We start from the raw sequence: 22565 nt of genomic DNA, 5'->3' as shown, positions 1-22565 counted from the left end.
GCACGATATCGATCGCCGACGATCCCCGGAAGAAGCTGGGAGAACCCACTACGAGCCGTCACCGAAGCTCGCTCGCGGCGAACGCCCACACGAGCCAGTCAACGGAGAGCCAGTGGTCTATATCACATCGATGAATAGCTCTGTGTGATCGCGGAAATTCGGAAAGTTTCGACCTCCGGCGAACAGCGCCGTGTCGAACAGCCCCGCGGGGCCACAGATACCGTGAGGTTCGCTCCGGGATCGCGCCTGGCGGCAGCAGCTCCAGCTCGCCGAGCAGGAGCGGACCTGACGTCCGCCAGCGCCCTCACCGTCGGCCGGCGGGGACCGCAGGTCGTCCGGGCGGGCGCTCCGTCCGGGTGACCCGCGCGGCGGCGGATGCATGCCGGCGTGCCGAACCGGGTAACGGGTCGTTGCCCGGACAGAGGAGGCACACGATGACGCTGGTGGGGTACACGGTCGAGGCCACCGACGGCGCGGTCGGCGCGATCGACAGAGCGACCTACGACGGACCGCAGGTGGTGATCACCGACGGCGACGGCGGCCGGCTCAGGCTCGACGTCGACACCGTCCAGCGGATCGACCACCGCGCCCACAAGGTGTACCTCGGCGTCAGCCGCCGCGAGTTGCGGCGGCGTTAGGCGACGGGGCCGGTTCCGGTTCGGCCAGCGCCGCGTTCGCCCAGCGTAACGCGGCCAGCAGATCCGCACCGAGGCCGAGGCGGAGGCCGGGGTCGGGGTCGGCACCGCCGGCGGTCCGGCGCTGGTACCCGCGCACCGCACCCAGCACCATGCCGAGCTCGCCGCGCTCGCGGACCACGGCCTCGGCGACCTCGTCGGTGAGCGGCAGTTTGTCGGCGAGCGCGTCCGCCGACCCGCCGAGCAGGTCCCCGACTGCCGAGATCAGGCCGACGGTGAACGCGGTCGGCCCGTCCACGCCGCGCCGCTCGGCGAGCGTCTGGCACATGCGGGCCCGCACGACGGCGTCGGTCAGCACCGACTCGTCGCCGTCGGCGAGGTCCGCGACCATCATGAGCGTCGCCCACTGCCGCACCTGCGGGACTCCCAGCAGTACGACCGCCTGGAAGATCGACGAGACGGGCCGCTTGAGGCCGTTGGAGGCGGCGTTGACCCCGCGCAGGACCCGCATCGCGAGCGCCGGGTCGCGTTCGATCGCGGCCACGGCGCGGTCCAGTTGGACGTCGCCGGCGGCGAGTTCGGTGAGCAGGCGCAGCCGGGCCAGCCGGGTCGGCGTGAGCGTGCGGGTGGTGACCAGGTGCGGGCGGCTCAGCGCGTGGCCCTGGAAGAGCTGGAAGTGCAGCCGCCGGGCCAGGTCCAGCAGTTCGAGGGTCTCCACGCGCTGCGCGACGAGCCGGATCCGCCGGTGGCGGCGGCACCGTGCGACGATGGCGGCGATCGCCTTCCGGTCGCCGCGCAGCTTCTCGGCGATCATGTCGATCTTGACGTAGTGGGCGTGGGGCAGCAGGCGGTCCCGCGAGCCGGCGCCGGTGAAGTCATCGACGGCCAGCCGGTGCCCCTGCTCGGCCAGCGCCGCCACCCCGGCGAGCACCTCGTCGTCGACCTCGACGCCGGCCATGATCTCCAGGCCGACCCGGCCGGGCGGGAACGGCAGCGGCAGCTCGCCGACGAGGAACTCGCGGGTCAGGTTGACGAAGCAGAGCTTGTCGCCGACCAGCTCCTCGATCCCGAACGCGGTGAACGCCTCGACGATGACCCGGCTGGTGGCGGCGCTGTCGCGGACCGTGGCGTGGTGCGCCTCGGGGCCGTCGCGGAACAGCAGTTCGTAGCCCGCGACGTGTCCCCGGTTGTCGTAGAGCGCCTGGCGTCCGATGTGTACGGGTCGCGTGCTGTCCACGTCCGGGCCTATCGGCCGCGGCGTGCCGGAGTGAAGGTACCGGCCGGAACCGCTACCGGTCGCCGCCGCGGGGGCCGATGATGCGGCCGGTGTACGCGACGGCGTCGAGGTACGCCCGCGCGGTGTCCTCGACCGGCAGCGGCGCCGCGAGGAGCATCGGCAGGTCGGAGGCCTCGTACGCGGCGACCAGCGACAGCAGCTCACCGAGTGGCCCCGCTCCGTCGACCAGCGCCTCGGTCACCTCGTGGCTGAGCGAGAGCCGCACCGTGAGCTCGGCCGCCGGCTGGCCGAGCAGCTCCGCGACGGCGGACACCAGCCCGACGGTGAAGGCGGCCTCCGGTGGCAGCTCCATCCGCGCCGCGATGTTCTGGCACATGCGGGCCCGGGTGACGGCGACGGACAACTGCTGGGTGCCGGGGTCGTCCAGGTCGCTGACGAGCATGAGCGTCGCCCAGTCGCGGAGCCGGTCGACACCGAGCAGCAGCACCGCCTCGTGCACCGACGACACCTTGACCGGCAGCCCGAGAGCGTCGGCGTTCGCGGCCGCCATGAGCCGCAGGCTGAGCGCCGGGTCGCTGGTGACCAGGCCGACCACGCGGTTGAGCGGGATGCCGGGCCCGACGAGCAGGCTGAGCAGCTCGACCCGGGCCAGCCGGGACGGCGACAGCGCCGCCGCGCTCACCACCTGGGGCCGGCCCAGGACGTACCCCTGGAAGTGGTCGAACCCGAGCTCCCGCGCCCGGGCGAGGTGTTCGGGGGTCTCCAGCCGTTCGGCGACCAGTTTGAGGTGGTGGTACCTGCGGCAGCGCGCGACCGTCGCCGCGAGGGCCTCGTCCGGCGTCCCCAGCATGTCGATCTTGACGTAGGTGGCGAGCTCCAGCAGCGGCTCGTGACCGAGCCCGAACACGTAGTCGTCGAGCGCGAAGCGGAATCCCTGCCCGGCGAGCCTGTCGACGGCCGCGACCACCTCGTCGTCGATCTCGACGGTTTCGAGGATCTCCAGGACCACCTGCTCGCGGTCGAAGGGCAGCGGCAGGTCGCCGACGAGGAACTCCCGTGTCAGGTTGACGAAGCACAGGCGGCGGCCGCAGAGCGACTCGATCCCGATCTCGGTGAACGCGGTGATGAGCACCCGGCTGGTGGCGAAGGCGCCGCGCTCGTCGGCCCGCACCGCCCCCGCGTCGCCGCGGAAGAGCAGCTCGTAGCCGTGGACGTCACCGCGCCGGTCGAAAATCGGCTGACGACCGACGTGTACGGCGACGGATGGGCGGGACATACCGCACTCATCGACCCGGCCACGGCGACGATGACGACTTCGGCGCGGAAACTTTACGCGGTGCCCGCAAGGGCATGGACCTTCCAGCCGAGATCGGGGAAGCCGGCGGCGACGGCGACGTGCGCGCTGGCCGTGTTCGCGGGATCGTGCAGGTAGATCGGCACGGCGCCGCTCACGACGACGCGGCGGGCCGCCCGCGCGACGATCCGCCGCGCCAGCCCCCGGCCGCGTGCCCGCTCCTCGGTCCCCACGGAGATCTCGATCCCGGACACGTCGTGCGGCTTGAGCCCGACCCCGGCGACGTACTCCCCGTCCTCCCGCACGACGAGGACCTCGCCGGGGAACGGCCGCAGCCAGCCGGGCAGCCCGGGAGCGTCGGACGGCTCCCACTCCCCGGCGTCGGGCAGCGCCGCCGGGGCCTGCGACCACCGGAACACCCCGGTGAAGCAGCGCTGCTCCGGCCGCCCGACGAGCGCCGGCAGCTCGGCGGCGAGAGCCGCCTCGACGGTGGCGGGGTCGAGGCCGGCGACCAGCGCCGCGACGGCGTCGCGGCGGGCGGGCGGCACGGACAGGACCCCGTTGCCGTCCGCGTCGGTCACGCCGAGGGCGAACTGCTCACCCCCGTCCCAGCGGGGCTTCTCGCGGGCCGGGTGCCCGACGACGAGGAGCCCGCCCGGGGACGGCCAGCTACCGAGCCAAGCGCGCAGGAACGTCGTCAGCACCTGTGCATCTTAGGCGCTCGATCCACTTCGCGCGGTGCCCGCCGCCTGAGGTCGGCCGACCGGCGACGTCAGCCCGTCGCCATCAGGCGACGGTAGTCGGACGGGAGCTGGGACAGCGCGTGCCGGACGTGCCCGCCGTCGGGCAGCCGCTCCAGGCCGCTGAGGACGGCGCCGACCCCGCGGCTGACGTCGTTCTCGGTGAGACCGGTGCGCTCGCTGAGCCGGCGGATGAACTCCTGCAACGGCACAGGGCGCGACCGCCCGTCGTGCCGGGGCAGGTGGCCGGCGAGGCCGGGGGGCAGGTCGACGGCGAGCCCTTTGACCTCTCCGCCGCTGATCTGGTTGCCGACCTCTTCCAGCGTGCCGCGGACGAGGTCGGCGGCCTCCTCCTTGGCGAGGCCGGCGCGCTGCGCGACCGCTGCGGCGAATTCCCGCTCGTCCACGGTGTTCCCCTCCCTGCGGGTGTCAGGCCCCATGCTGGTGGCGCCCGGTCCAGTCCCCGTCCCTCCCGGAGGGTGATTCGCGGGTCGGCCGGTCGGCGCTCCCGGGCGCCGCGACCGGTTCGCCGGCGGATCCCGGCGGATCCCGGCGGATGCCCGGCGGATGCCCGAACGGTTCGGACGCGGGGACAACAGCGGCCAACCGGACACTGCGGCGATCGGAGACTTCCGCTATGTTGCTCGCCATGCGTGGGTGGCCCGTTGGGCTGGTTCTGTGGCTGCTGCTGCTGGCGGTCGCCGGGACGGTCGGCTTCGTCGAGGTGTGGCGGTTCTTCGTGCAGACCGAGCAGGGGCAGTTGCTCGACTATGTCGCGCTGACGGGCAACAGCATCGGCCGCGCACGGGTCGAGAGCATCGTGGACAACACGCTCAACGGGATCTCCGTGCTGTCGCTGGCCGTGGCGACGGTCGTCATCGGGTTCATCGCCCTCGCCCGGCGCCGGGTCGCCCTGGCCGTCGGGGCGGTGCTGCTGATCGGCGGGGCCAACGCGACCACCCAGGTGCTCAAGGCGGTCATCTACCGGCCGGACCTCGGTGTCGACGTGGAGCGGGCGGCGGCCGGCAACAGCCTGCCCAGCGGGCACACCACGGTCGCGGCGTCGGTGGCGGTGGCGTTCGTGCTCGTACTACCGGCCAGGACACGCGGGCCGGGCGCGCTCGTCGCCGCGCTGTTCGCCGCCCTGGCCGGGGTCGCGACCCTGTCCGCCGGGTGGCACCGGCCGAGCGACGCGGTCGCCGCGCTGCTCATCGTCGGCGCGTGGGCGGCGGTGACCGGGCTGTTCATCGTGCTGGCGCAGCGGCGGCACGGCGGCGTCGAGTACGGTCCGCCGAGCACCTACATGACGCTGTTCCTGGCGCTGGTGTCCCTGGGCCTGCTCGCCGGTGCGGGGCTGGCCCTGTACCTCACGAACGACGTCGTCACGACCGCCGTCGAGGATCTCGGCCGGCGCCGGCTGTTCGCGGCGTACGCGGGGGGAGCGCTCGGCATCGCCGGGACGGCGGGCCTGACGGTGGCGTCGGTCCTGGCCACGGTGCACCGGGTCGTCCCGCGGGTCGTCCCGCCCGACCCCGAGGAGCCCGCCGACGAGCCGCCGACGGTCCGGCTGCTCGGCGCCGATGACACGCCGACCGTCCGGCTCGCCGCCGAGGAGCCACCCGAAGCCAGACGTTAGGCCACGCCGAGTGGCGTGACGTCCGATGCCGGGTGGCGCGCGGAGCGGTTCGGGAAGGAACCGGAGCAGTACGGTTCGCACGCTCAGGACGGGTGGTCGGGCAGCGATGAAGCCGGCATGCGAACGCTGATTCGGATGCTGCCGAGCGGGCGGCCGCTGCCCGAGCAGGACTGGCGCGCCCGGCACAGGGCCATCCTGTGGATCGTGGCCGTGCACGCGGCCGGCCTCTTCGCCTACGCACTGCTGCAGGGCCTGCCCGTCCAGCACGCGTTCGCCGACGTCGCCCCGCTGATCGGCGCGCTCGGGGTGGCCGGGGCGCGGGGGTTGTCCCGCCACATCCGCTCCGCCGCCGCCACGCTGGGGCTGCTGGGGTCCTCGGCCGTCCTGGTGCACCTGGGGCACGGGATGATCGAGATGCACTTCCACTTCTTCGTGATGCTCGTCGTCATCACCTTCTACCAGGAATGGCGCACGTTCCTGCTGGCGGCCGCGTTCGTGCTCGTCGAGCACGCGGTCGTCGGCGTGCTCGCGCCGCAGCTCGTCTACAACCATGCCGACGCGTGGCGCCATCCGGTGCGGTGGGCGGCGATCCACGCGCTGTTCGTCGCCGGCGCCGCGGCGGCCGCGATCGTCAACTGGCGCTTCGCCGACCGGGCACAGGACGCGGAGCGGGCCATCGCGGCACGGCTGGCGCACGAGGCGAGCCACGACCCGCTGACCGGCGCGCTGAACCGCCGCGAGTTCGACCGGCGGCTCGCCGCGGCGCTCGAGGGGCGGATCCCGCCGGCCGGTCACGCGCTGTGCTTCCTCGATCTCGACCGCTTCAAGATCGTCAACGATAGCTGCGGCCACGGCGCCGGCGACATCCTGCTGTGCCAGGTGACCGGCCTGATCAACGGCGAGCTGGACGACGCGGACGTCCTGGCCCGGGTCGGCGGGGACGAGTTCGTCGTCCTGCTGCTCGACCGCACGCCGGAAGCCGCCGCCGCGACCGCGGAGCGGATCCAGCACGCCGTCGCGCGGCACCGCTTCCCGCACGACGGGCGGGTCTTCTCGGTCGGCCTGAGCATCGGTGTCGTGCCGATCACGCCCGGCGGTGTCGACGCACAGGACGCGCTACGGGCCGCCGACGCCGCCTGCTACGCCGCGAAGCACGCGGGCCGCAACCGGGTGCACGTCGTGGCCGCCGACGACGACCGGCTCGACCGGCACCGCGGCCTGGCGCGCTGGGCCGAGCGGGTGATCGGTGCCGTCAACAACGACGCGCTGGTGCTGTACTACCAGCCGATCGTCCCCACCGGCCGTTCGAGCGGCGGGCACTTCGGCGAACTGCTGGTGCGGATGCGCGGCGAGGACGGGTCGCTGATCGGCCCCGGCGCGTTCCTGCCGGCGGCCGAGCGGTACAACCTCGTCACAGCCATCGACCGTTGGGTCATCGGGGCCGCCCTCGAGCGCCTCGCCGGGCGGTACCGCGACGGCGTGCCCGGCGACGAGACGTTCTCGATCAACCTGTCGGGCGGTTCGCTCGGGGACGACGCCCTGCTCGCGTTCATCCGTGACCAGTTGCGCGCGCACCGCATCCCGCCGCGTGCGCTGTGCTTCGAGGTGACCGAGACGGTCGCGATCGCCGACCTGGGGCGGGCCGTGGCGTTCATCTCCGAGCTGCGCGCGCTGGGCTGCCGGTTCGCGCTGGACGACTTCGGCAGCGGGCTGTCCGGGTTCGCGTACCTCAAGCAGCTCCCGGTGGACCTGGTGAAGATCGACGGCAGCTTCGTCCGCGGCATCACCAGCGATCCGGTGGACCGGGCGATGGTCGAGTCGGTCAACCGGGTGAGCCACGAGATGGGGCTGCGCACGGTCGCCGAGTTCGTCGAGGACGACGTGGTGCTGGCCGAACTGCGGCTGATCGGCGTGGACCACGCGCAGGGCTACGGGACGGGCGCGCCGGTGCCGTTCGACGACTGGCTGCTCGCCCACCCGCCAGCGACGGGCCGGGCCCCGGATGGTGCGCCGTCTCCGGACCGGGCACCACAGTTGCTGTAGGAAACCTTCAGAGCCGCCCGGCATCGCCGATCAGCATCGGTAGGACGTTTTCGCAAGCACACGCACAGGACGGGCAGACCGGTGAGCACCAGCACTGCAGACGACGCCCAGCGCGCCGGCGGCGCCGAGGCCGGGCGGTACCTGACGTTCACGCTCAACGGCGAGGCGTACGCGCTGAGCATCTTCCACATCACCGAGATCATCGAGTACCGCGCCCTCACCGCCGTGCCGATGGCGCCCGACTTCGTCCGGGGCGTGATCAATCTGCGGGGACGGGCGGTTCCCGTGGTCGACCTGGGCATCCGGTTCGGCCAGGGCGCCACCGCGGTGGCGCGGCGGACCAGCATCATCATCGTGCACAGCAGTGACGCGGCCGACGGCCAGGACATCGGGATCCTCGTCGACATGGTGAACAAGGTCGTCGGGTTCGGCGCCGGCGACATCGAGCCGACGCCGAGCTTCGGCACCGGCATCCAGCCCGAGTTCATCAGCGGCATGGCCCGGCGGGAGAACGACTTCCTCATCGTCCTGGACCTCGACCGTGTCCTGTCGCCGGACGAGATCGCCGAGCTGTCCCGGGGCGGCCGCGAGTCCCCCGGCGAGAGCGGAACGGCGCACACCCCGTGACCCGCGCCGTCGACGCGCCACCGGAGATCACCGGGACCGAGTTCGCGGCGATCAGCGCGCTGCTGCACCAGCGCACCGGGATCCGTCTCGTGCCGGGCAAGGAGACGCTGGTCATGGGGCGGCTGAACCGGCGGCTGCGGCAGCTCGGCGTGCGGACCTACGCCGACTACGTCCGGCTGCTCAACCAGCAGGACGAGCAGGAGCTGCACCGGGCGATCGATCTGCTGACGACGAACGAGACCTCGTTCTTCCGCGAGCCGCAGCACTTCGACTACCTGCGTGACATGATCGTGCCGGAGCAGCCGGACGACCGCGTCCTGCGGCTGTGGAGCGCCGCCAGCTCCAGCGGCGAAGAGGCCTACACCGCGGCGATGGTCCTGGCCGAGCGGCCACCGGCCGGGTCCTGGGAGATCATCGGCACCGACGTCTCGACCCGGATCGTCGCCGGGGCCCGCCGGGCGCTCTACCCGCTCGAGGCCGCCGGCCGGATCCCGCCGGACCTGCTGCGCAGGTACTGGCTGAAGGGCCGCGACGAGTACGCCGGCCTGATGACGGCCGGCGCCGTGCTCCGCGAGCACGTCACCTTCCTGCACGCCAACCTGCTCCACGACCTGCACGACCTGGGGCGGTTCGACGTCATCCTGCTGCGCAACGTCATGATCTACTTCGACCTGCCCACGAAGACGGCGCTGATCCAGCGGTTGCAGGAGATGCTGTACCCCGGCGGGCATCTCATCGTCAGCCTGTCCGAGACGCTCAACGGCATCCCGTCGCGGCTGCGGATGGTCCGGCCGTCGATCTACCGGCTCCCGGGCGGGCGCCCGTGACCAGGCCGCGCACCGTGTTCCTCAATCCCGGCGAGTTCCACTTCGCCGGGCCGGGCACGCGGATCGCGACCCTGCTCGGCTCGTGCGTGGCGGTCAGCCTCTGGCATCCGCGGCTGCGCATCGGCGGCATGTGCCACTTCATGCTCCCGCACCGCGGCCGGCCGGCGCAGGTCCGGGCACTCGACGGGCGGTACGCGACCGACGCGTTCGGACTGTTCCGGCGGGAGCTCGAGCGGACCGGGACGCGGCCCGCCGAGTACGAGGCGAAGCTCTTCGGCGGCGGCGCGCAGGTCCTGTGCGACAGGGTCGCCCGGGCCAACGCGGCGGCCGGCCTCAGCCTGCTGGACCAGCACGGCTTCACGGTCGTGGCGCGGCACCTCGGCGGCACCGGCGCCCGCCGCCTGCGGTTCGACCTGGCGACCGGCGACGTCTGGATGTACCACAACGACCGCAGCCTCCTGGACGAGGCGTCATGACCACCGGCGCGCCCATCCGGACGCTGATCGTCGACGACTCCGCGGTCGTGCGGCAGGTGCTGTCCGCACGGCTCGGCGCGGAGCCGGGGATCGAGGTCATCGGCTCCGCCGCCGATCCGATCTTCGCGATGAGGCTCATGAACCGTGACTGGCCCGACGTGGTGGTCCTCGACATCGAGATGCCGCGCATGGACGGCATCACGTTCGTCAAACAGGTCATGTCGATCCGGCCCACCCCGATCGTCATCTGCTCCACGCTCGTCGGCCACGGCGCCCGGACCACCATGGACGCGCTGGCCGCCGGCGCGGTGAGCGCCGTGCCGAAGCCGACGACCGGGCTGAAGCGGTACCTCACCGACGACAGCGGCGACGTCGTGTCGGCGGTACGGGCGGCGGCGGCCGGCCGGGCCCGCCGCATCGGGCGCGCACCCGCCCGCCCGCCGGACGCCGTGCCCGGTCCGCGCCCGGGCGGGCCGCGGGTCGTCGCGATCGGCACCTCCACCGGCGGCACCCAGGCCCTCGAACGGGTCCTCACCGCCCTGCCGGCCGGCGGCCCGGGCGTCGTCGTGGTGCAGCACATGCCGGAGCGGTTCACCGCGGCGTTCGCCGACCGGATGAACGAGCTGTGCGCGGTCGAGGTGCGCGAGGCCGCCGACGCCGACCAGGTCACCGACGGGCTGGTGCTCGTCGCCCCGGGCGGCCGGCATCTGGAGCTGGTCGCGGACGGGCCCGGCTATCGGGTGAAGGTGTTCGACGGCCCGCCGGTCAACCGGCACCGACCGTCGGTCGACGTGCTGTTCCGGTCGGTCGCGAAGGTCGCCGGGAGCGGTGCGCTCGGCGTCATCATGACCGGCATGGGCGACGACGGTGCCCGTGGCCTGCTGGAGATGCGCCTGGCCGGTGCCGCCACGGTCGCCCAGGACGAGGACACCTGCGTCGTCTACGGCATGCCCAAAGAGGCGGTCCTGATCGGGGCCGTGGAGCGCGAGATACCGCTCCTCGCGATAGCAGAGGTGATCCGCAAACATGGCTGAGCTCCTGTACGTCGTCGTGTCCCTGCTCGCCGGTCTCGCCGGTGGCCTCGCGCTCGGCAGGCGCCGGGCCCGCGGCACCCCGTCGCCCACCGGGCCGGCGCCGCGCGACTACCGCCGCGGCGTCGACGAGTTCGCCGGCGCGGTCGCCCCGGTGTGGTCGGCGCAGATCGAGTCGTCACGCGCGCAGATGGAGTCGGCGATCGGCGCGGTGACGCAGCGGTTCAGCCAGATCGTGGACAACCTCGACTCGGTCCTCGCCTCGTCGACGTCGGCGCTCGACCAGCACGGCGGCGCCGGATCGTTCCAGCAGGGCCGGGAACGGCTCGGCAACGTGGTGACCACACTGGACAACGCCCTCAAGGCCAAGCGCAAGGCCGTGCAGGACCTGGCCGGACTGTCCGGGTTCAACGACGAGCTCAAGCAGATGACGGCCGAGGTGGCGCAGATCGCGGCGCAGACCAACCTGCTGGCGCTGAACGCCTCGATCGAGGCGGCGCGGGTCGGCGCGGCCGGCGCCGGCTTCGGCGTGGTGGCGCTCGAGGTCCGGCAGTTGGCCGACCGCTCGATGGAGACCAGCGTGCAGATGGCGGAGAAGGTCAACGGCATCGGCGCCGCGATCGAGGCGGTGCTCGCGACCGCGGAGGGCGACGCGGAACGGGAGAGCGTCGCGGTCACCAGGGCCAACAGCGACGTGCAGGAGGTGATCGACGACCTGCTGGCCGCCGTCATGCGGTCGCGGGAGTCGTCGGGCCGGCTCGAGGACGCCGCCGTCGGCATCCGGGCGGCGATCGCCGACGCGCTGGTGAACCTGCAGTTCCAGGACCGGATCGGGCAGGTGCTGCAGCATCTCGAGGACAACATCAAGCGGATGCCGGACCACGTCCGGTCGGCGCCGGACGGCGGCCCGGACGCGCGGCCGCTGCTCGACGACCTCGAACGCACCTACACCATGCACGGCGAGCGGCACGCCCACCGGTCCGGCGTGGCGGCCCCGGTACCCGAGTCGGAGATCACGTTCTTCTAGGAGGCTCCATGTCCAAGACCGTTCTCGTCGTCGACGACTCGGCGTCGGTGCGGCAGGTCGTCACGATCGCGCTGAAGGGCGCCGGCTACGAGGTCATCGACGCCGTCGACGGCCAGGACGCGCTGCGCAAGCTCAACGGCCAGCGCATCCATCTGGTCATCTCGGACGTCAACATGCCCAACATGGACGGCATCACGCTGGTCGGCGAGATCCGCAAGCAGGCCGCGTACCGGTTCACCCCGATCATCATGCTGACCACCGAGTCGCAAGAGGAGAAGAAGCGGCAGGCGCAGGCGGCCGGCGCGAAGGCGTGGGTGACGAAGCCGTTCCAGCCGGCGCAGATGCTCGCCGCCGTGTCGAAACTCATCGCGCCGTGACCGGCCCGGAAGTCACGCGGCCGGAGCGGAGCGGAGAGCACACGGCCTCCGGGCCGGTCCGGCTCGACATCGAGGGCGAGCTCACCGTGCTCACCGCGGCCGAGCACCACGAGCGCCTCCAGCGGTTCCTGGCCGAAGGACCGTGGCTGGAGGTCGGGCTGTCGGCGGTGACCGAGCTCGACACGGCGGGACTCCAGGTGCTGCTGCTGGCCCGCGGCGAGGCCGAGCGGCGCGGCGCGGCGCTGCGGCTGTGTGCGCCCAGCCCGGCGGTCCGTGACGTGCTGGCGCTCGCCTGGCTCACCCCGGACCTGGCCGACGCCGCCGACGCCGCCGACGCTGAGGAGGCCGCGTGAACGACGACGACATCCGCGATGCCCTGGAGACGTTCATCACCGAGGCGCGCGAGCTGGTGCAGGACTTCGAGGACGGCCTCCTCGAACTGGAGTCCGGGCCGGACGGGCCGGAGGCGGTCAACGGGCTGTTCCGCGCGATGCACACGCTGAAGGGTTCCGCGGGCCTGTTCGGGCTCGGCCACCTGGTCTCGTTCGCGCACGTGCTCGAATCGGTCCTCGACGAGCTGCGCGGGGGCCGCCTACAGGTCACCCCCGAGCTGGTGAGCGCGCTGCTGCCCTGCGCCGACCACATCACGGTCCTCGTCGACGGGGTGGCCGGCGGGCGGACCGAGCCGACCGCCGCCGAGGCGGATGTCAGCGCACGGCTGCTCGCCGCGCTGCAGCCGTTCCAGTCGGGTGCGCCGGACGGCACGGCTCCCCCGGCGGCCCCGGCGCCGGACGGCCCGCGCACCTGGCTGCTGAGCCTGTGGTTCGGTCCGGACTGCCTGCGCAACGGCATGGATCCGCTGTCGTTCCTGCGGTACCTGGCGACGATGGGCACGGTGGCCCGGGTGATCACGGTCCGCGACGCCCTGCCGCGGGCCGACGAGGCCGACCCCGAGAGCTGCTACCTCGGCTTCGAGGTGGAGTTCCTGAGCACCGCCGCGAAGGCGGACATCGAGAGCGTCTTCGAGTTCGTCCGTGACGACAGCACGATCACCATCCTGCCGGCCGGCAGCGCCGTCGAGCTCATCGCGGCGCTGCCGGAGAACGACCGGCTGGGGGATCTGCTGCGCCGCAGCGGCATGGTCACCGACCTGGAGCTCGCCAAGGCCCTGCAGATCCAGCAGGAGACGATCCGCCCCGGCGAGTCGTCCGGCAGGCCGCTCGGCGAGATCCTCGTCGAGGAGCACATCGTCCGGCAGCCGGTCGTGGAGGCGGCGCTGGACCGGCAGCGCAGGACGGCGGAGAGCCGCCAGCACGACAACCAGACGATCCGGGTCTTCGCCTCCCGCCTCGACAAGCTCATCGACCTCGTCGGCGAGCTGGTGATCGCGCAGGCCGGCGTGGGCACGGTCGACGGGCTCTCCGAGGCGCAGGCGCACGTGCTGCGGCTCGTCGAGGAGGTCCGGCACACCGCGCTGTCGCTGCGGATGGTGCCGATCGGCACCACCCTGCGCCGCTTCGAGCGGGTGGTCCGCGACGTGTGTCTCGACCTGGGCAAGGAGGTCGACCTGGTCATCACCGGCGGTGAGGCGGAGATGGACAAGGCACTCGTGGAGCGGATCGGCGACCCGCTGCTGCACCTGGTCCGCAACGCCCTCGATCACGGCATGGAGCCGCGCGCCGAACGCGAGCGGCTCGGCAAGCCGGTCCGGGGCCGGTTGCGGCTCAACGCCTTCCACGACGCGGGGAGCATCGTCATCGAGGTCGCCGACGACGGCCGCGGGCTCGACCGGGACCGGATCCTCGCCAAGGCCGTCGACCGGGGCCTCGTGGGCCGCAGCGCGGTGCTCACCGACCACGAGGTCTACGCGCTGATCTTCGAGCCCGGGTTCTCCACCGCCGACACCGTCTCCAACCTGTCCGGCCGCGGCGTGGGCATGGACGTGGTGCGCGGTGCCATCACCGCGCTGCGGGGCAACATCGACGTGCAGACGACGCCCGGTGCCGGTACGACCATCCAGATCCGCCTGCCGCTCACCCTGGCGATCATCGACGGCTTCCTGGTCGGCACCGGCGACGCGCACTTCATCATCCCCCTCGACCGGGTGACCGAGTGCGTGGAGCTGCCCGCCGACGCCGACGGCCGGTCGTTCATGCACCTGCGCGAGGAGGTGCTGCCGTTCGTGCGGCTGCGGCAGGCGTTCGGCCTGTCCGGACAGCCGTCACGCCGGCAGAGCGTGGTCGTGGTCGAGCACTCCGGCCAGCGGGCCGGGATCGTCGTCGATCACCTGCTCGGCCAGTCGCAGACCGTCATCAAGCCCCTGGGGAAGCTGTTCCAGGACGTGCGGTCGGTGAGCGGGTCGACGATCCTGGGCACCGGTGACGTCGCGCTGATCCTGGACATCGACGCGCTCATGGCCCAGCACATCACCGGCGACAGGCAGCGCCGGGCGGCGGCCGCCCGGCATCAGAACCGGTCGAACTTCGTCTCGTCGATGTCGGGCACGGACACCTCGGCGGACCGGGAGGCGAGCGCCGGCACCGGCCGCTGAGCGCGGCCGTTGCCGTTGTGCCGGTGGGCGCCGCGCTCCTGCGGTCCCCGGGCGTCGGTGGCGTACGTACGGCCGCTCGCCCGCCGGGACTGCTCGTCGCCGGTGGTGAAGAACGTCATCAGATCCTGAAGCTGATGGGTCTGCGCCGCCATCTGCTCCGCGGTGGCCGCCAGTTCCTCGCTCGACGACGCCGTCTGCTCGGTGACCTTGCCGATCTGGGTCATCGCGATGCTGATCTGCCGGACGCCGGTGGTCTGCTCGTTGCTCGCCGCCGCGATCTCCTGGACCAGGTCCGACGTCCGCGTGATGCTCGGGATGATCTTGTCGAGCAGGTCGCCGGCGTGCTCCGCGGTCCGCACGCTGCCCGCGGCCAGCTCGCTGATCTCCTGGGCGGCGATCTGGCTGCGTTCGGCCAGCTTGCCGACCTCGGTGGCGACCACGGCGAAGCCCTTGCCGTGCTCGCCGGCCCGGGCCGCCTCGATGGTGGCGTTGAGCGCCAGCATGTTCGTCTGGAACGCGATGTCGTCGATGATGCCGATCTTGCTGGTGATCTGCTTCATCGCGTCGACCGTCTTCTCGACGGCCTCGCCGCCCTCGTGCGCCTCACCGGCCGCCTGCCCGGCGATGCCCTCGGTGGTCGTGGCGTTGTCGCTGTTCTGGCTGATGCTGGCGGTCATCTGCTCCATGCTCGCCGTCGTCTCCTCGACGCTCGCGGCCTGCTCGGTCGCGGCCTGCGACAGGCTCTGCGACGCGCCGCTGATCTGGTTCGAGGCGTTGGCGAGCTGGTGGGCCGAGTCGATCACGGTGCGCACCGTCTCGGAGAGCCGGTCGAGCGCGCTGTTCAGCGCGGCGCCCATCCGGCCGACCTCGTCCTGGCTCGTCACCGGCAGCCGCTGGTCGAGCCGCCCCTCGGCCAGGCCGGACAGCACCGAGACGGTCTCGCGCAGCGGGCGGGACACCGCGCGGACCACGACCGTCACCATGGAGAACGTGATCACGATGGCGAGCAGCGTCAGCCCGAGCAGGAGCAGCCGTGCGGTGCGGTAGTCGGCGGCCGAGGCGTCGAGCGCCGACTTCGCGGCCCGGTTCTCCCGCTGGACGAGGTTGTCCAGCGACATGGCGATCCGGCCCGCGACCGGTTCGACCTCCTCACGGCTGATCCGGTTGTACTCCACGTAGTTGCTCGCGCGGGCGGCCGGGATCGACTTGCTGGTGAGGATCTGCTTGTACGTGGTCCAGGCGGCGGAGAAGGTGCTGCGGTCCTGCTCGGTGTCGGCGCCGTCGGTCCGGGTGGTGAAGTCCTTCCAGCTCTCCTCGAGGCCGGCCACCGCGTTCTCGACGCCCTTGGTCGCGGTCTCCTTCTCGGCGTCGGTCTGGGCGAGCGCCAGGGCCCGGGACTGGAGGCGGACCTCCTTGTAGTCCCCGGCGACATCGTCGAGCACCTGTACGGATCGCAGGTTCTGGTTGTAGAGCGCGTCGAGCCGGTCCTGGCTGTTGCCGAGGTACAGCAGGCCGATCACCCCGACCGCCGCCAGCAGGGCACACACCACGATGGCGACGATGCGCAGTTTCCAGGCGACCGACAGGTCCCGGAAGGCGGACATCATGGACCGGCGTCGCGGGCTTGTTGCAGTGGTCATGGCGCGGCTCCCCAACTGGCGGACGTCAACCACGCCAATCGGACGGCCCGGCCCCGGCCTGAGCGTTATGCCGACGGCAAGGTCACGGAGATCTCCTCGCCCAGCCGCGCCCCGAGCAGCAGCTCCAGGTCGTCGCCGCTCCAGAACTTGCCGGGGTCGTACCAGTTCGCCCGCTTCCCGCCGGGGAGCAGGCCCATGGCCGCATAGGTGACGGCGACCACCTCGGCGCAGTAGGCGCTCTCCAGCGACAACTCGCCGCGCTGGCGGATGTTCGGCAGCCGGCCCTGGAACCACCGGCCCGCCAGGCGGGCCGTGGACGGGAACGGTGTGCCGTCCAGGCGGGCGATCGTGCGCAGCACCGCGTCCTCCGTCGCGGCGTCGACCTCGTGGTGGAGCTGGCGCAGCCAGGCACGCTGGCCGTACCGCCGGCCCCACACCAGCACCGCGTCGCGCAGGTCGTGGAGCTGGACGCCGCGGTGCTGGGTGCCGGTCCACATGTCACGCAGCGACCTGCCCAGCTCGGCGTGCCACATGAGCGGGGGCATGTCGTCCAGGACCACGGCCATCCCGACGTGGTTCACCGGGCTGTTGGTCAGCGTCTGGATGGCCCGGTCGGCGGTCGAGCGGCCGCGGAACACCCAGAGGTCGCCGGTGCGGGTCATCCGCACGGCCTCATCCAGATCGACGGTCACCGCCGCTAGCCTAGGGCCTCATGAAGGTGAAGTGGTGGAAGGTGGTCGGCCTCGCGGGTGTCGTCGGCGTGGCGGCGACCGGGGTCATGGTGGCACGGGCCGAGCGGCGCCGCAGGGCATACACGCCGGAGGAGATCCGTGACCGGCTGCGGGAGCGGCACGCGCTGGCGCGGGCCGCTGCGGAGGGCGCCCCACAGGGCGGGACGAGTCGCGGCTCACGTACCAGCGCCCCCGAGGGTCACTTAGGGTAGGTGTTGTGCAGCCATTGACTTCCCAGTCCGACCCCGTGCGGGTCCTGTTCCTCGAAAACGTCCACCCGGTCGCGGTCGAGCGGATGCGATCCGAGGGATACCAGGTAGAGACCATCGGGCGCGCGCTCGACGAGGACGAGCTGATCTCCCGGCTCGACGGGGTCCACCTGCTGGGCATCCGGTCGAAGACGCAGGTCACGGCCGCCGCGCTGGCCGCGGCGCCGCGACTGCGCGCGATCGGCGCGTTCTGCATCGGCACCGACCAGATCGACCTGCGGGCGGCCGCCGAGTCCGGCATCGCCGTGTTCAACGCGCCGTTCTCCAACACGCGCAGTGTCGTCGAGCTGGCCGTCGCCGAGATCATCGCCCTGACCCGCCGGCTCACCGAGAAGAACGCCGCCATGCACAACGGCGTCTGGAACAAGGACGCCGAGGGCAGCCACGAGATCCGCGGCCGGTCGATCGGCATCGTGGGCTACGGCAACATCGGCACGCAGCTCTCGGTCCTCGCCGAGAACCTCGGCTTGCGGGTGTACTTCTACGACACCGCCGAGAAGCTCGCGCTGGGCAACGCACAGCGCTGCGAGTCGCTCGACGAGCTGCTGGAACGCTCCGACGTGGTCACTCTGCACGTCGACGGCCGGCCGGGCAACAGCGGGTTCTTCGGCGAGGAGCAGTTCGCGAAGATGCGCCCGCGCAGCATCTTCCTCAACCTCAGCCGCGGGTTCGTCATCGACCACGACGCGCTGCGCCGCCACCTCGACAACGGCCACCTCGCCGGCGCCGCCGTCGACGTGTTCCCGAAGGAGCCGAAGGGCAAGGGTGACGAGTTCGTCTCGACGCTGCGCGGCCTGCCCAACGTCATCCTGACGCCGCACATCGGCGGGTCGACCGAGGAGGCGCAGTCCGACATCGGCTCGTTCGTCGCCGAGAAGCTGCACAAGTACGTGGCGGAGGGCTCCACGACGCTGAGCGTCAACCTGCCGTCGCTCAACCTGCAGCAGGCCTCCGGCACGCACCGGATCGCCCTGCTGCACCACAACGTGCCGGGTGTCCTCGCCGACGTCAACAGCATCCTCGCCGCTCACAAGGTCAACGTCGAGGGCCAGATCCTGGCGACCCGCGGTGAATACGGCTACCTGCTCGCCGACATCGCGATCGACTACCCGCAGGAGATCCTCGCCCAGCTCAGCGACATGGCCACGACCGTGCAACTGCGGGTGCTCTCGTAACCGGCCCTCGAGCTTCCACGACGTGGTCGACGTCCGGGCCGAGCCGGTGAGCGCGGCGGGGTCAGCGCTTCGCCTTCGTGATGGACACGCGGCTGTGCCCGGGGGTGTTCGAGCTGGCCGAAGCGGCGGACCTGCTCGTGATCGAGGCGACCTACCTCGACGGCGACGCGGATCTGGCCGCGGCGCACGGCCATCTCACCGCCGGCCAGGCGGCGACGGTGGCCGCGGAGTGCGGGGTGCGCACGCTGGTGCTCACCCACTTCTCGCAGCGCTACGACGACCCGGCGGTGTTCCGGCGGGAGGCCGAGGCGCGGTTCGACGGCGAGGTCGTGGTGGCGGAGGACCTGACTCGGATCCGGGTCCCGGCCCGCCGTCCCTGATCACCCGGGCCAGGAACCTCGCCGTCGGACTAGTCGCATTCCCGGCAGATCGGCGCGCCGTTCTTCTCGCGGGCCAACTGGCTGCGGTGATGTACCAGGAAACAGCTCGAGCAGCGGAACTCGTCGCCGCGCATCGGGACGACGGGCACGGTCAGCTCCTCGTCGGGCAGCTCGGCGCCCGGCAGCTCGAAGCCTGAGTCGTTCTCGTCGACGTCGACGAGCGCCGATTGTGCCGTGGCGCGGCGGGCAGTGAGCTCCTCGAGGCTGTCCTCGGCGAGATCGCTGCTGGCCGGGTGCCGCGGCGCGTCGTAGTCGGTGCTGATGGCCATGGCGTTCACCCCTTCATGGTGACCTGGTTGTGTAACGAACGCCGCCGGCTCCGGATGTGTTCCCGACCGACATGAATGAATGTCCTGTGGCACGATTCACGCCGCGGGAACGGCGAATCGGTCCACTGTGGACATATCAACAGCGTTGGCGCCCACGAGGCTACCTCGGCGCGTCCCCGATTGACGGCCTTTTCGCAGACTCCGTCCCGGAGATCTTCCCGGAGATCTCCCCTGAGATTTCCCTGCCCGCCGCCCGCCCGGAGCGCCAGGCGGCCTCGACACGGGGCCGGCCGAACCCGTCCCCGGCCAGGAGCACCCCTTCGACGCTCGCGAAGCCGGAGCTGTACGGGTGTGCCGGCCGGGCGTGCGGCCAGCGCCGGACGGCGGTGACGGTCCCGGCGGACGGCAGGCGCAGCACCTCCCGAACGGCGGCCTCGACCTCCGCCGCGGCGTCCTGCCGGGCGTAGCCGGGGGTCGTGTGCGCCACGAGGACGGGAGCCCGGTCCCCACGGCGGTCCCCGTCGTCGCAGACGGTGACCAGGACCGGGTGGTCGTTGACGAAGGCGCCCGCGAAGTCGGGCCAGCAGCGCGCCGGGTAGCGCAGCGCCACCGCGAGCGAGGGCTGCCAGTCCTGGTCGCCGGCGACGGCGGCGGCCGGCGGGTGGACCGCCGCGGCCTGCGGGGCGGGCATCGCCAGGACCACACGCGCGGCGCCCAGACCGGCGAGGTCGCGCACGGCCACGCCGTACTCCACCGGCAGGCCCGCCGCCAGATCCGCGGCGAGCGAACCGAGGCCGCGCGGCGCCGACCAGCGCCGCGGGCCAGGCGTGTCCGGGGGGTGCGGGCTCGGCCCGTACACCTCGAAACGCGACGTCCACGGCCGGACGAGACCCCGCTCGTGCCAGCCGGCGACGACCGCGCCGAAGCCCGGGTCGCCGACGGTGAGGTAGGCGGCGCCGAGGTCGACCGGCCGGCCGTCCACCTCGGGGCTGGCCAGGCGACCCCCGGGCACCTCGCCCCGCTCCAGGACGCGGACGTCCAGTCCACGTTCGATCAGCAGACGCGCACAGGCGAGGCCCGCGATGCCCGCTCCGACGACCACTACCCTGCTGGTCATGAACCTCCCTGAACGGGCCCGCGTCGTCGTCATCGGCGGGGGCGTGATCGGCACCTCCGTCGCCTACCACCTGGCGCGGCAGGGCGTCACCGACGTGCTGTTGCTGGAGCGGGACCGGCTGACCGCCGGCACCACCTGGCACGCGGCCGGTCTCATGGTCACCTTCGGCTCGCTGTCGGAGACCTCGACGCGCATGCGACAGTACACGCGGGACCTGTACGCGAGCCTGGAATCGGAGACCGGTCTGTCCACCGGGCTGCGCCAGTGCGGGTTCATCGAACTGGCGACCGACCCGGGACGGTTGGAGGAGTACCGCCGGGTCGCCGCGTTCAACCGCCACTGCGGCGTCGACGTGGAGGAGATCTCCCCCGCCGAGGTGCACTCCCTCTTCCCGCTCGCCCGGACCGACGACGTGCTCGCCGGGTTCTACGTCGCCGGCGACGGGCGCGCCAACCCGGTCGACGTGACGATGTCCCTCGCCAAGGGTGCCCGGCTGCGAGGCGCGACGATCCGCGAGGGGGTGCCGGTCACCGGGGTGCTCCGCCATGGGGACACCGTCACCGGGGTGCGGACGCCGTTCGGGGACGTCGAGGCCGAGACGGTGGTCAACTGCGCCGGCATGTGGGCCCGCCAGCTCGGCGAGGAGGCCGGGGTCAGCATCCCGCTCCAGGCCGCCGAGCACTACTACCTCATCACCGAGCCGATCGAAGGGGTCACCGCCGACCTGCCGGTCCTCGAGGATCCGGGGGCCTACGGGTACTTCCGGGAAGAGACCGGCGGCCTCATGGTCGGGCTGTTCGAGGGCCGGGCCGCGCCGTGGAGCGTCGACCGGGTGCCCGACGGCTTCTCGTTCGGGACGCTGCCGCCGGACTGGGAGCGGATGGCGCCCTACCTGGAGGCGGCGATGGGCCGTATCCCGGTGACGGCGACGGCGGGTGTGCGGACCTTCTTCTGCGGCCCGGAGAGCTTCACCCCCGACCTGGCGCCGATCTTCGGCGAGGCCCCGGAGCTGCGCAACTACTTCGTCGCGGCCGGGCTCAACTCGATCGGCATCCTCACCGGCGGCGGGATCGGGCGGGCGCTCGCGCACTGGATCGCCGAGGGGCGGGCCGACGTCGACGTGACCGGCATGCACGCCGACCGCCTGCGGCCGTACCAGCGCAACCGGCAGTACCGGGCGGAGCGGACCGCCGAGGCGCTCGGCATGGTCTACCAGACGCACTTCCCCGGCCGGCCGATGCGGTCGGCGCGCGACGCCAAACGGTCCCCGCTGCACGACCGGCTCGCCACGCACCAGCCGTACCTGCGTGACGTCTCCGGCTGGGAGATGCCCGACGTCTACGGCTTCCCCGGTCCGCTGTCATTGTCGTGGGGCCGGCCGGACTACTTCGAGCAGTGGGCGGCCGAGCACCGGGCGGCGCGTACGGGCGTGATCCTCATGGACCTGTCCTTCATGGCGAAGTTCCTGGTGCAGGGGCGCGACGCGGGCGCGGTCCTGGAGGAGCTGTCGGCCAACCGCGTCTCGCGCCCCGCCACCGTGACCTACACGCAGTGGCTCAACGAGGGCGGCACGATCGAGGCCGACCTGACCGTCACGATGCTCGACGAGGACCGGTTCTGGGTGGTCGCCTCCGACACCGCCCACCGGCACGTCGAGGCGCGGCTGCGCCGGCGGATCGGCGACCGGCACGCGTTCGTCACCGACGTGACGTCGGGCTGGGCGCAGATCAACGTCCAGGGCCCCTTGTCGCGGTCCCTGCTGTCCGCCGTGTCCTCCTCGGACGTCTCGTTCCCCTTTCGCGGGGCCCGCGAGATCGAGATCGGCTACGCGCGGGTGCTGTGCCTGCGGATCACCTACGTCGGCGAGCTGGGCTACGAGCTGTACGTCCCGGCGGAGCAGGCCGTCCACGTCTACGACCGGCTGGTCGCCGCGGGCGCGGCGTCCGGCCTGCGCCACGCCGGGCTCAAGGCGCTCGCCAGCCTGCGGATGGAGAAGGGCTACCGCGACTACGGCCACGACATCGACAACACCGACGGTGTGCTGGAGGCCGGGCTGGGCTTCGCGGTCGCGCTGGACAAGCCCGCGTTCGTCGGCCGGGACGCGGTCCTCGCCCGCAAGGCGGCCGGGCCGCTCACCCGGCGGCTCGCGCAGGTCCTGGTCACCGACCCGAAGGCGGTGCTGCACCACGGCGAGGTCGTGCGGCGCGACGGCCGGGACGTCGGCTACGTGCGGGCCGCCTCCTACGGGCACACGCTCGGCGGTGCGGTCGGGCTGGCGATGCTCGACGCCGGCGACACCGCCCTGGACCAGGCGTGGCTGGACGGCGGGGACCTGACCGTGGAGATCGCCGGTTCGGTGTATCCGGCGCGGGCCTCGCTCCGGCCCTTCTACGACCCGACGAGCGCGAGGGTCCGTGCCTGAG

General features: G+C 72.4%; 21 protein-coding genes and 1 pseudogene. 14 read left to right on the top strand and 8 right to left on the bottom strand.

Annotated elements, in window-relative coordinates; translation table 11 throughout:
• The first annotated feature begins 434 nt into the window (after window positions 1–434).
• Window positions 435–638, top strand: a complete 204-nt coding sequence (locus Drose_RS18445; RefSeq protein ID WP_260729415.1) for a hypothetical protein — start codon at window positions 435–437, stop codon at window positions 636–638.
• On the opposite strand, the gene Drose_RS18440 is transcribed toward Drose_RS18445, so the two are convergent.
• From Drose_RS18440 to Drose_RS18420, 4 genes are all read right to left on the bottom strand, one after another.
• Window positions 610–1872 carry an EAL and HDOD domain-containing protein gene (locus Drose_RS18440; RefSeq protein ID WP_260729414.1) on the bottom strand — a complete coding sequence of 421 codons (1263 nt, stop codon included), beginning with the start codon at window positions 1870–1872 and terminating at the stop codon, window positions 610–612. The two genes, Drose_RS18445 and Drose_RS18440, sit on opposite strands and share 29 nt — an antisense overlap.
• A gap of 52 nt (window positions 1873–1924) precedes the next feature.
• On the bottom strand, window positions 1925–3148 hold the full coding sequence (locus Drose_RS38790) for an EAL and HDOD domain-containing protein (RefSeq protein WP_313900030.1): 1224 nt from the start codon (window positions 3146–3148) through the stop codon (window positions 1925–1927).
• 53 nt (window positions 3149–3201) lie between these two features.
• Window positions 3202–3870, bottom strand: a complete 669-nt coding sequence (locus tag Drose_RS18425) for a GNAT family N-acetyltransferase (protein WP_260729413.1) — start codon at window positions 3868–3870, stop codon at window positions 3202–3204.
• Between the two features lie 68 nt (window positions 3871–3938).
• Window positions 3939–4313, bottom strand: a complete 375-nt coding sequence (locus Drose_RS18420; protein ID WP_260729412.1) for a DUF2267 domain-containing protein — start codon at window positions 4311–4313, stop codon at window positions 3939–3941.
• A gap of 242 nt (window positions 4314–4555) precedes the next feature.
• On the opposite strand from Drose_RS18420, the gene Drose_RS18415 reads away from it, so the two are divergent.
• The 10 genes from Drose_RS18415 (at window position 4556) to Drose_RS18370 (ending at window position 14501) form a co-directional block, all read left to right on the top strand.
• Window positions 4556–5542, top strand: coding sequence for a phosphatase PAP2 family protein (locus Drose_RS18415; RefSeq protein WP_260729411.1), 987 nt, complete (start codon window positions 4556–4558; stop codon window positions 5540–5542).
• A gap of 117 nt (window positions 5543–5659) precedes the next feature.
• On the top strand, window positions 5660–7585 hold the full coding sequence (locus tag Drose_RS18410) for a putative bifunctional diguanylate cyclase/phosphodiesterase (protein ID WP_260729410.1): 1926 nt from the start codon (window positions 5660–5662) through the stop codon (window positions 7583–7585).
• 81 nt (window positions 7586–7666) lie between these two features.
• On the top strand, window positions 7667–8212 hold the full coding sequence (locus tag Drose_RS18405; protein WP_260729409.1) for a chemotaxis protein CheW: 546 nt from the start codon (window positions 7667–7669) through the stop codon (window positions 8210–8212).
• Window positions 8209–9039 carry a CheR family methyltransferase gene (locus Drose_RS18400; protein WP_260729408.1) on the top strand — a complete coding sequence of 277 codons (831 nt, stop codon included), beginning with the start codon at window positions 8209–8211 and terminating at the stop codon, window positions 9037–9039. The genes Drose_RS18405 and Drose_RS18400 overlap by 4 nt, the downstream gene beginning before the upstream one ends.
• Window positions 9036–9515, top strand: a complete 480-nt coding sequence (locus Drose_RS18395; protein WP_260729407.1) for a chemotaxis protein CheD — start codon at window positions 9036–9038, stop codon at window positions 9513–9515. The genes Drose_RS18400 and Drose_RS18395 overlap by 4 nt, the downstream gene beginning before the upstream one ends.
• Entirely contained in the window at window positions 9512–10549 is a 1038-nt protein-coding gene (locus tag Drose_RS18390; protein ID WP_260729406.1) for a protein-glutamate methylesterase/protein-glutamine glutaminase, read from the top strand. The genes Drose_RS18395 and Drose_RS18390 overlap by 4 nt, the downstream gene beginning before the upstream one ends.
• Complete coding sequence (locus tag Drose_RS18385) at window positions 10542–11573, top strand: methyl-accepting chemotaxis protein (RefSeq protein ID WP_260729405.1); 1032 nt, start codon at window positions 10542–10544, stop codon at window positions 11571–11573. The genes Drose_RS18390 and Drose_RS18385 overlap by 8 nt, the downstream gene beginning before the upstream one ends.
• An 8-nt stretch (window positions 11574–11581) precedes the next feature.
• A complete protein-coding gene (locus Drose_RS18380) occupies window positions 11582–11950 on the top strand; it encodes a response regulator (protein ID WP_259865336.1) in 369 nt (122 codons plus the stop codon).
• Window positions 11947–12303, top strand: a complete 357-nt coding sequence (locus tag Drose_RS18375; protein WP_260729404.1) for an STAS domain-containing protein — start codon at window positions 11947–11949, stop codon at window positions 12301–12303. Before Drose_RS18380 ends, Drose_RS18375 begins: the two co-directional genes overlap by 4 nt.
• Window positions 12300–14501, top strand: coding sequence for a chemotaxis protein CheA (locus Drose_RS18370; RefSeq protein ID WP_260729403.1), 2202 nt, complete (start codon window positions 12300–12302; stop codon window positions 14499–14501). Before Drose_RS18375 ends, Drose_RS18370 begins: the two co-directional genes overlap by 4 nt.
• On the opposite strand, the gene Drose_RS18365 is transcribed toward Drose_RS18370, so the two are convergent.
• Window positions 14417–16141 carry a methyl-accepting chemotaxis protein gene (locus Drose_RS18365; RefSeq protein ID WP_260729402.1) on the bottom strand — a complete coding sequence of 575 codons (1725 nt, stop codon included), beginning with the start codon at window positions 16139–16141 and terminating at the stop codon, window positions 14417–14419. The two genes, Drose_RS18370 and Drose_RS18365, sit on opposite strands and share 85 nt — an antisense overlap.
• Before the next feature lie 65 nt (window positions 16142–16206).
• Window positions 16207–16833: a hypothetical protein gene (locus tag Drose_RS18360; protein WP_260729401.1), complete on the bottom strand. Its 627-nt coding sequence runs from the start codon at window positions 16831–16833 to the stop codon at window positions 16207–16209.
• Window positions 16834–17089: 256 nt separating this feature from the next.
• On the opposite strand from Drose_RS18360, the gene serA reads away from it, so the two are divergent.
• Both serA and Drose_RS18350 read left to right on the top strand, forming a co-directional pair.
• Window positions 17090–18316, top strand: a complete 1227-nt coding sequence (gene serA / locus Drose_RS18355) for a phosphoglycerate dehydrogenase (protein ID WP_260729400.1) — start codon at window positions 17090–17092, stop codon at window positions 18314–18316.
• A 53-nt stretch (window positions 18317–18369) separates the two neighbouring features.
• Window positions 18370–18696 (top strand): annotated as a pseudogene (locus tag Drose_RS18350) (MBL fold metallo-hydrolase); the annotation flags it as partial.
• Between the two features lie 29 nt (window positions 18697–18725).
• Here Drose_RS18350 and Drose_RS18345 read toward each other — a convergent pair.
• Window positions 18726–19019: a DUF4193 domain-containing protein gene (locus Drose_RS18345; protein WP_260729746.1), complete on the bottom strand. Its 294-nt coding sequence runs from the start codon at window positions 19017–19019 to the stop codon at window positions 18726–18728.
• Between the two features lie 166 nt (window positions 19020–19185).
• The gene (locus tag Drose_RS18340) at window positions 19186–20142 is read right to left on the bottom strand and encodes an NAD(P)/FAD-dependent oxidoreductase (protein WP_260729399.1); all 957 of its coding nucleotides are present in this window, start codon (window positions 20140–20142) and stop codon (window positions 19186–19188) included.
• Between Drose_RS18340 and Drose_RS18335 the strand changes: the two genes are divergently transcribed.
• Window positions 20141–22564, top strand: coding sequence for a GcvT family protein (locus tag Drose_RS18335; protein WP_260729398.1), 2424 nt, complete (start codon window positions 20141–20143; stop codon window positions 22562–22564). The two genes, Drose_RS18340 and Drose_RS18335, sit on opposite strands and share 2 nt — an antisense overlap.
• Window position 22565 lies beyond the last annotated feature (1 nt).

It is taken from the genome of Dactylosporangium roseum, from assembly GCF_025264685.1.
GTDB classification, from domain to species: Bacteria; Actinomycetota; Actinomycetes; order Mycobacteriales; family Micromonosporaceae; genus Dactylosporangium; species Dactylosporangium roseum.
This window is presented reverse-complemented; position numbering and strand designations above follow the sequence as displayed.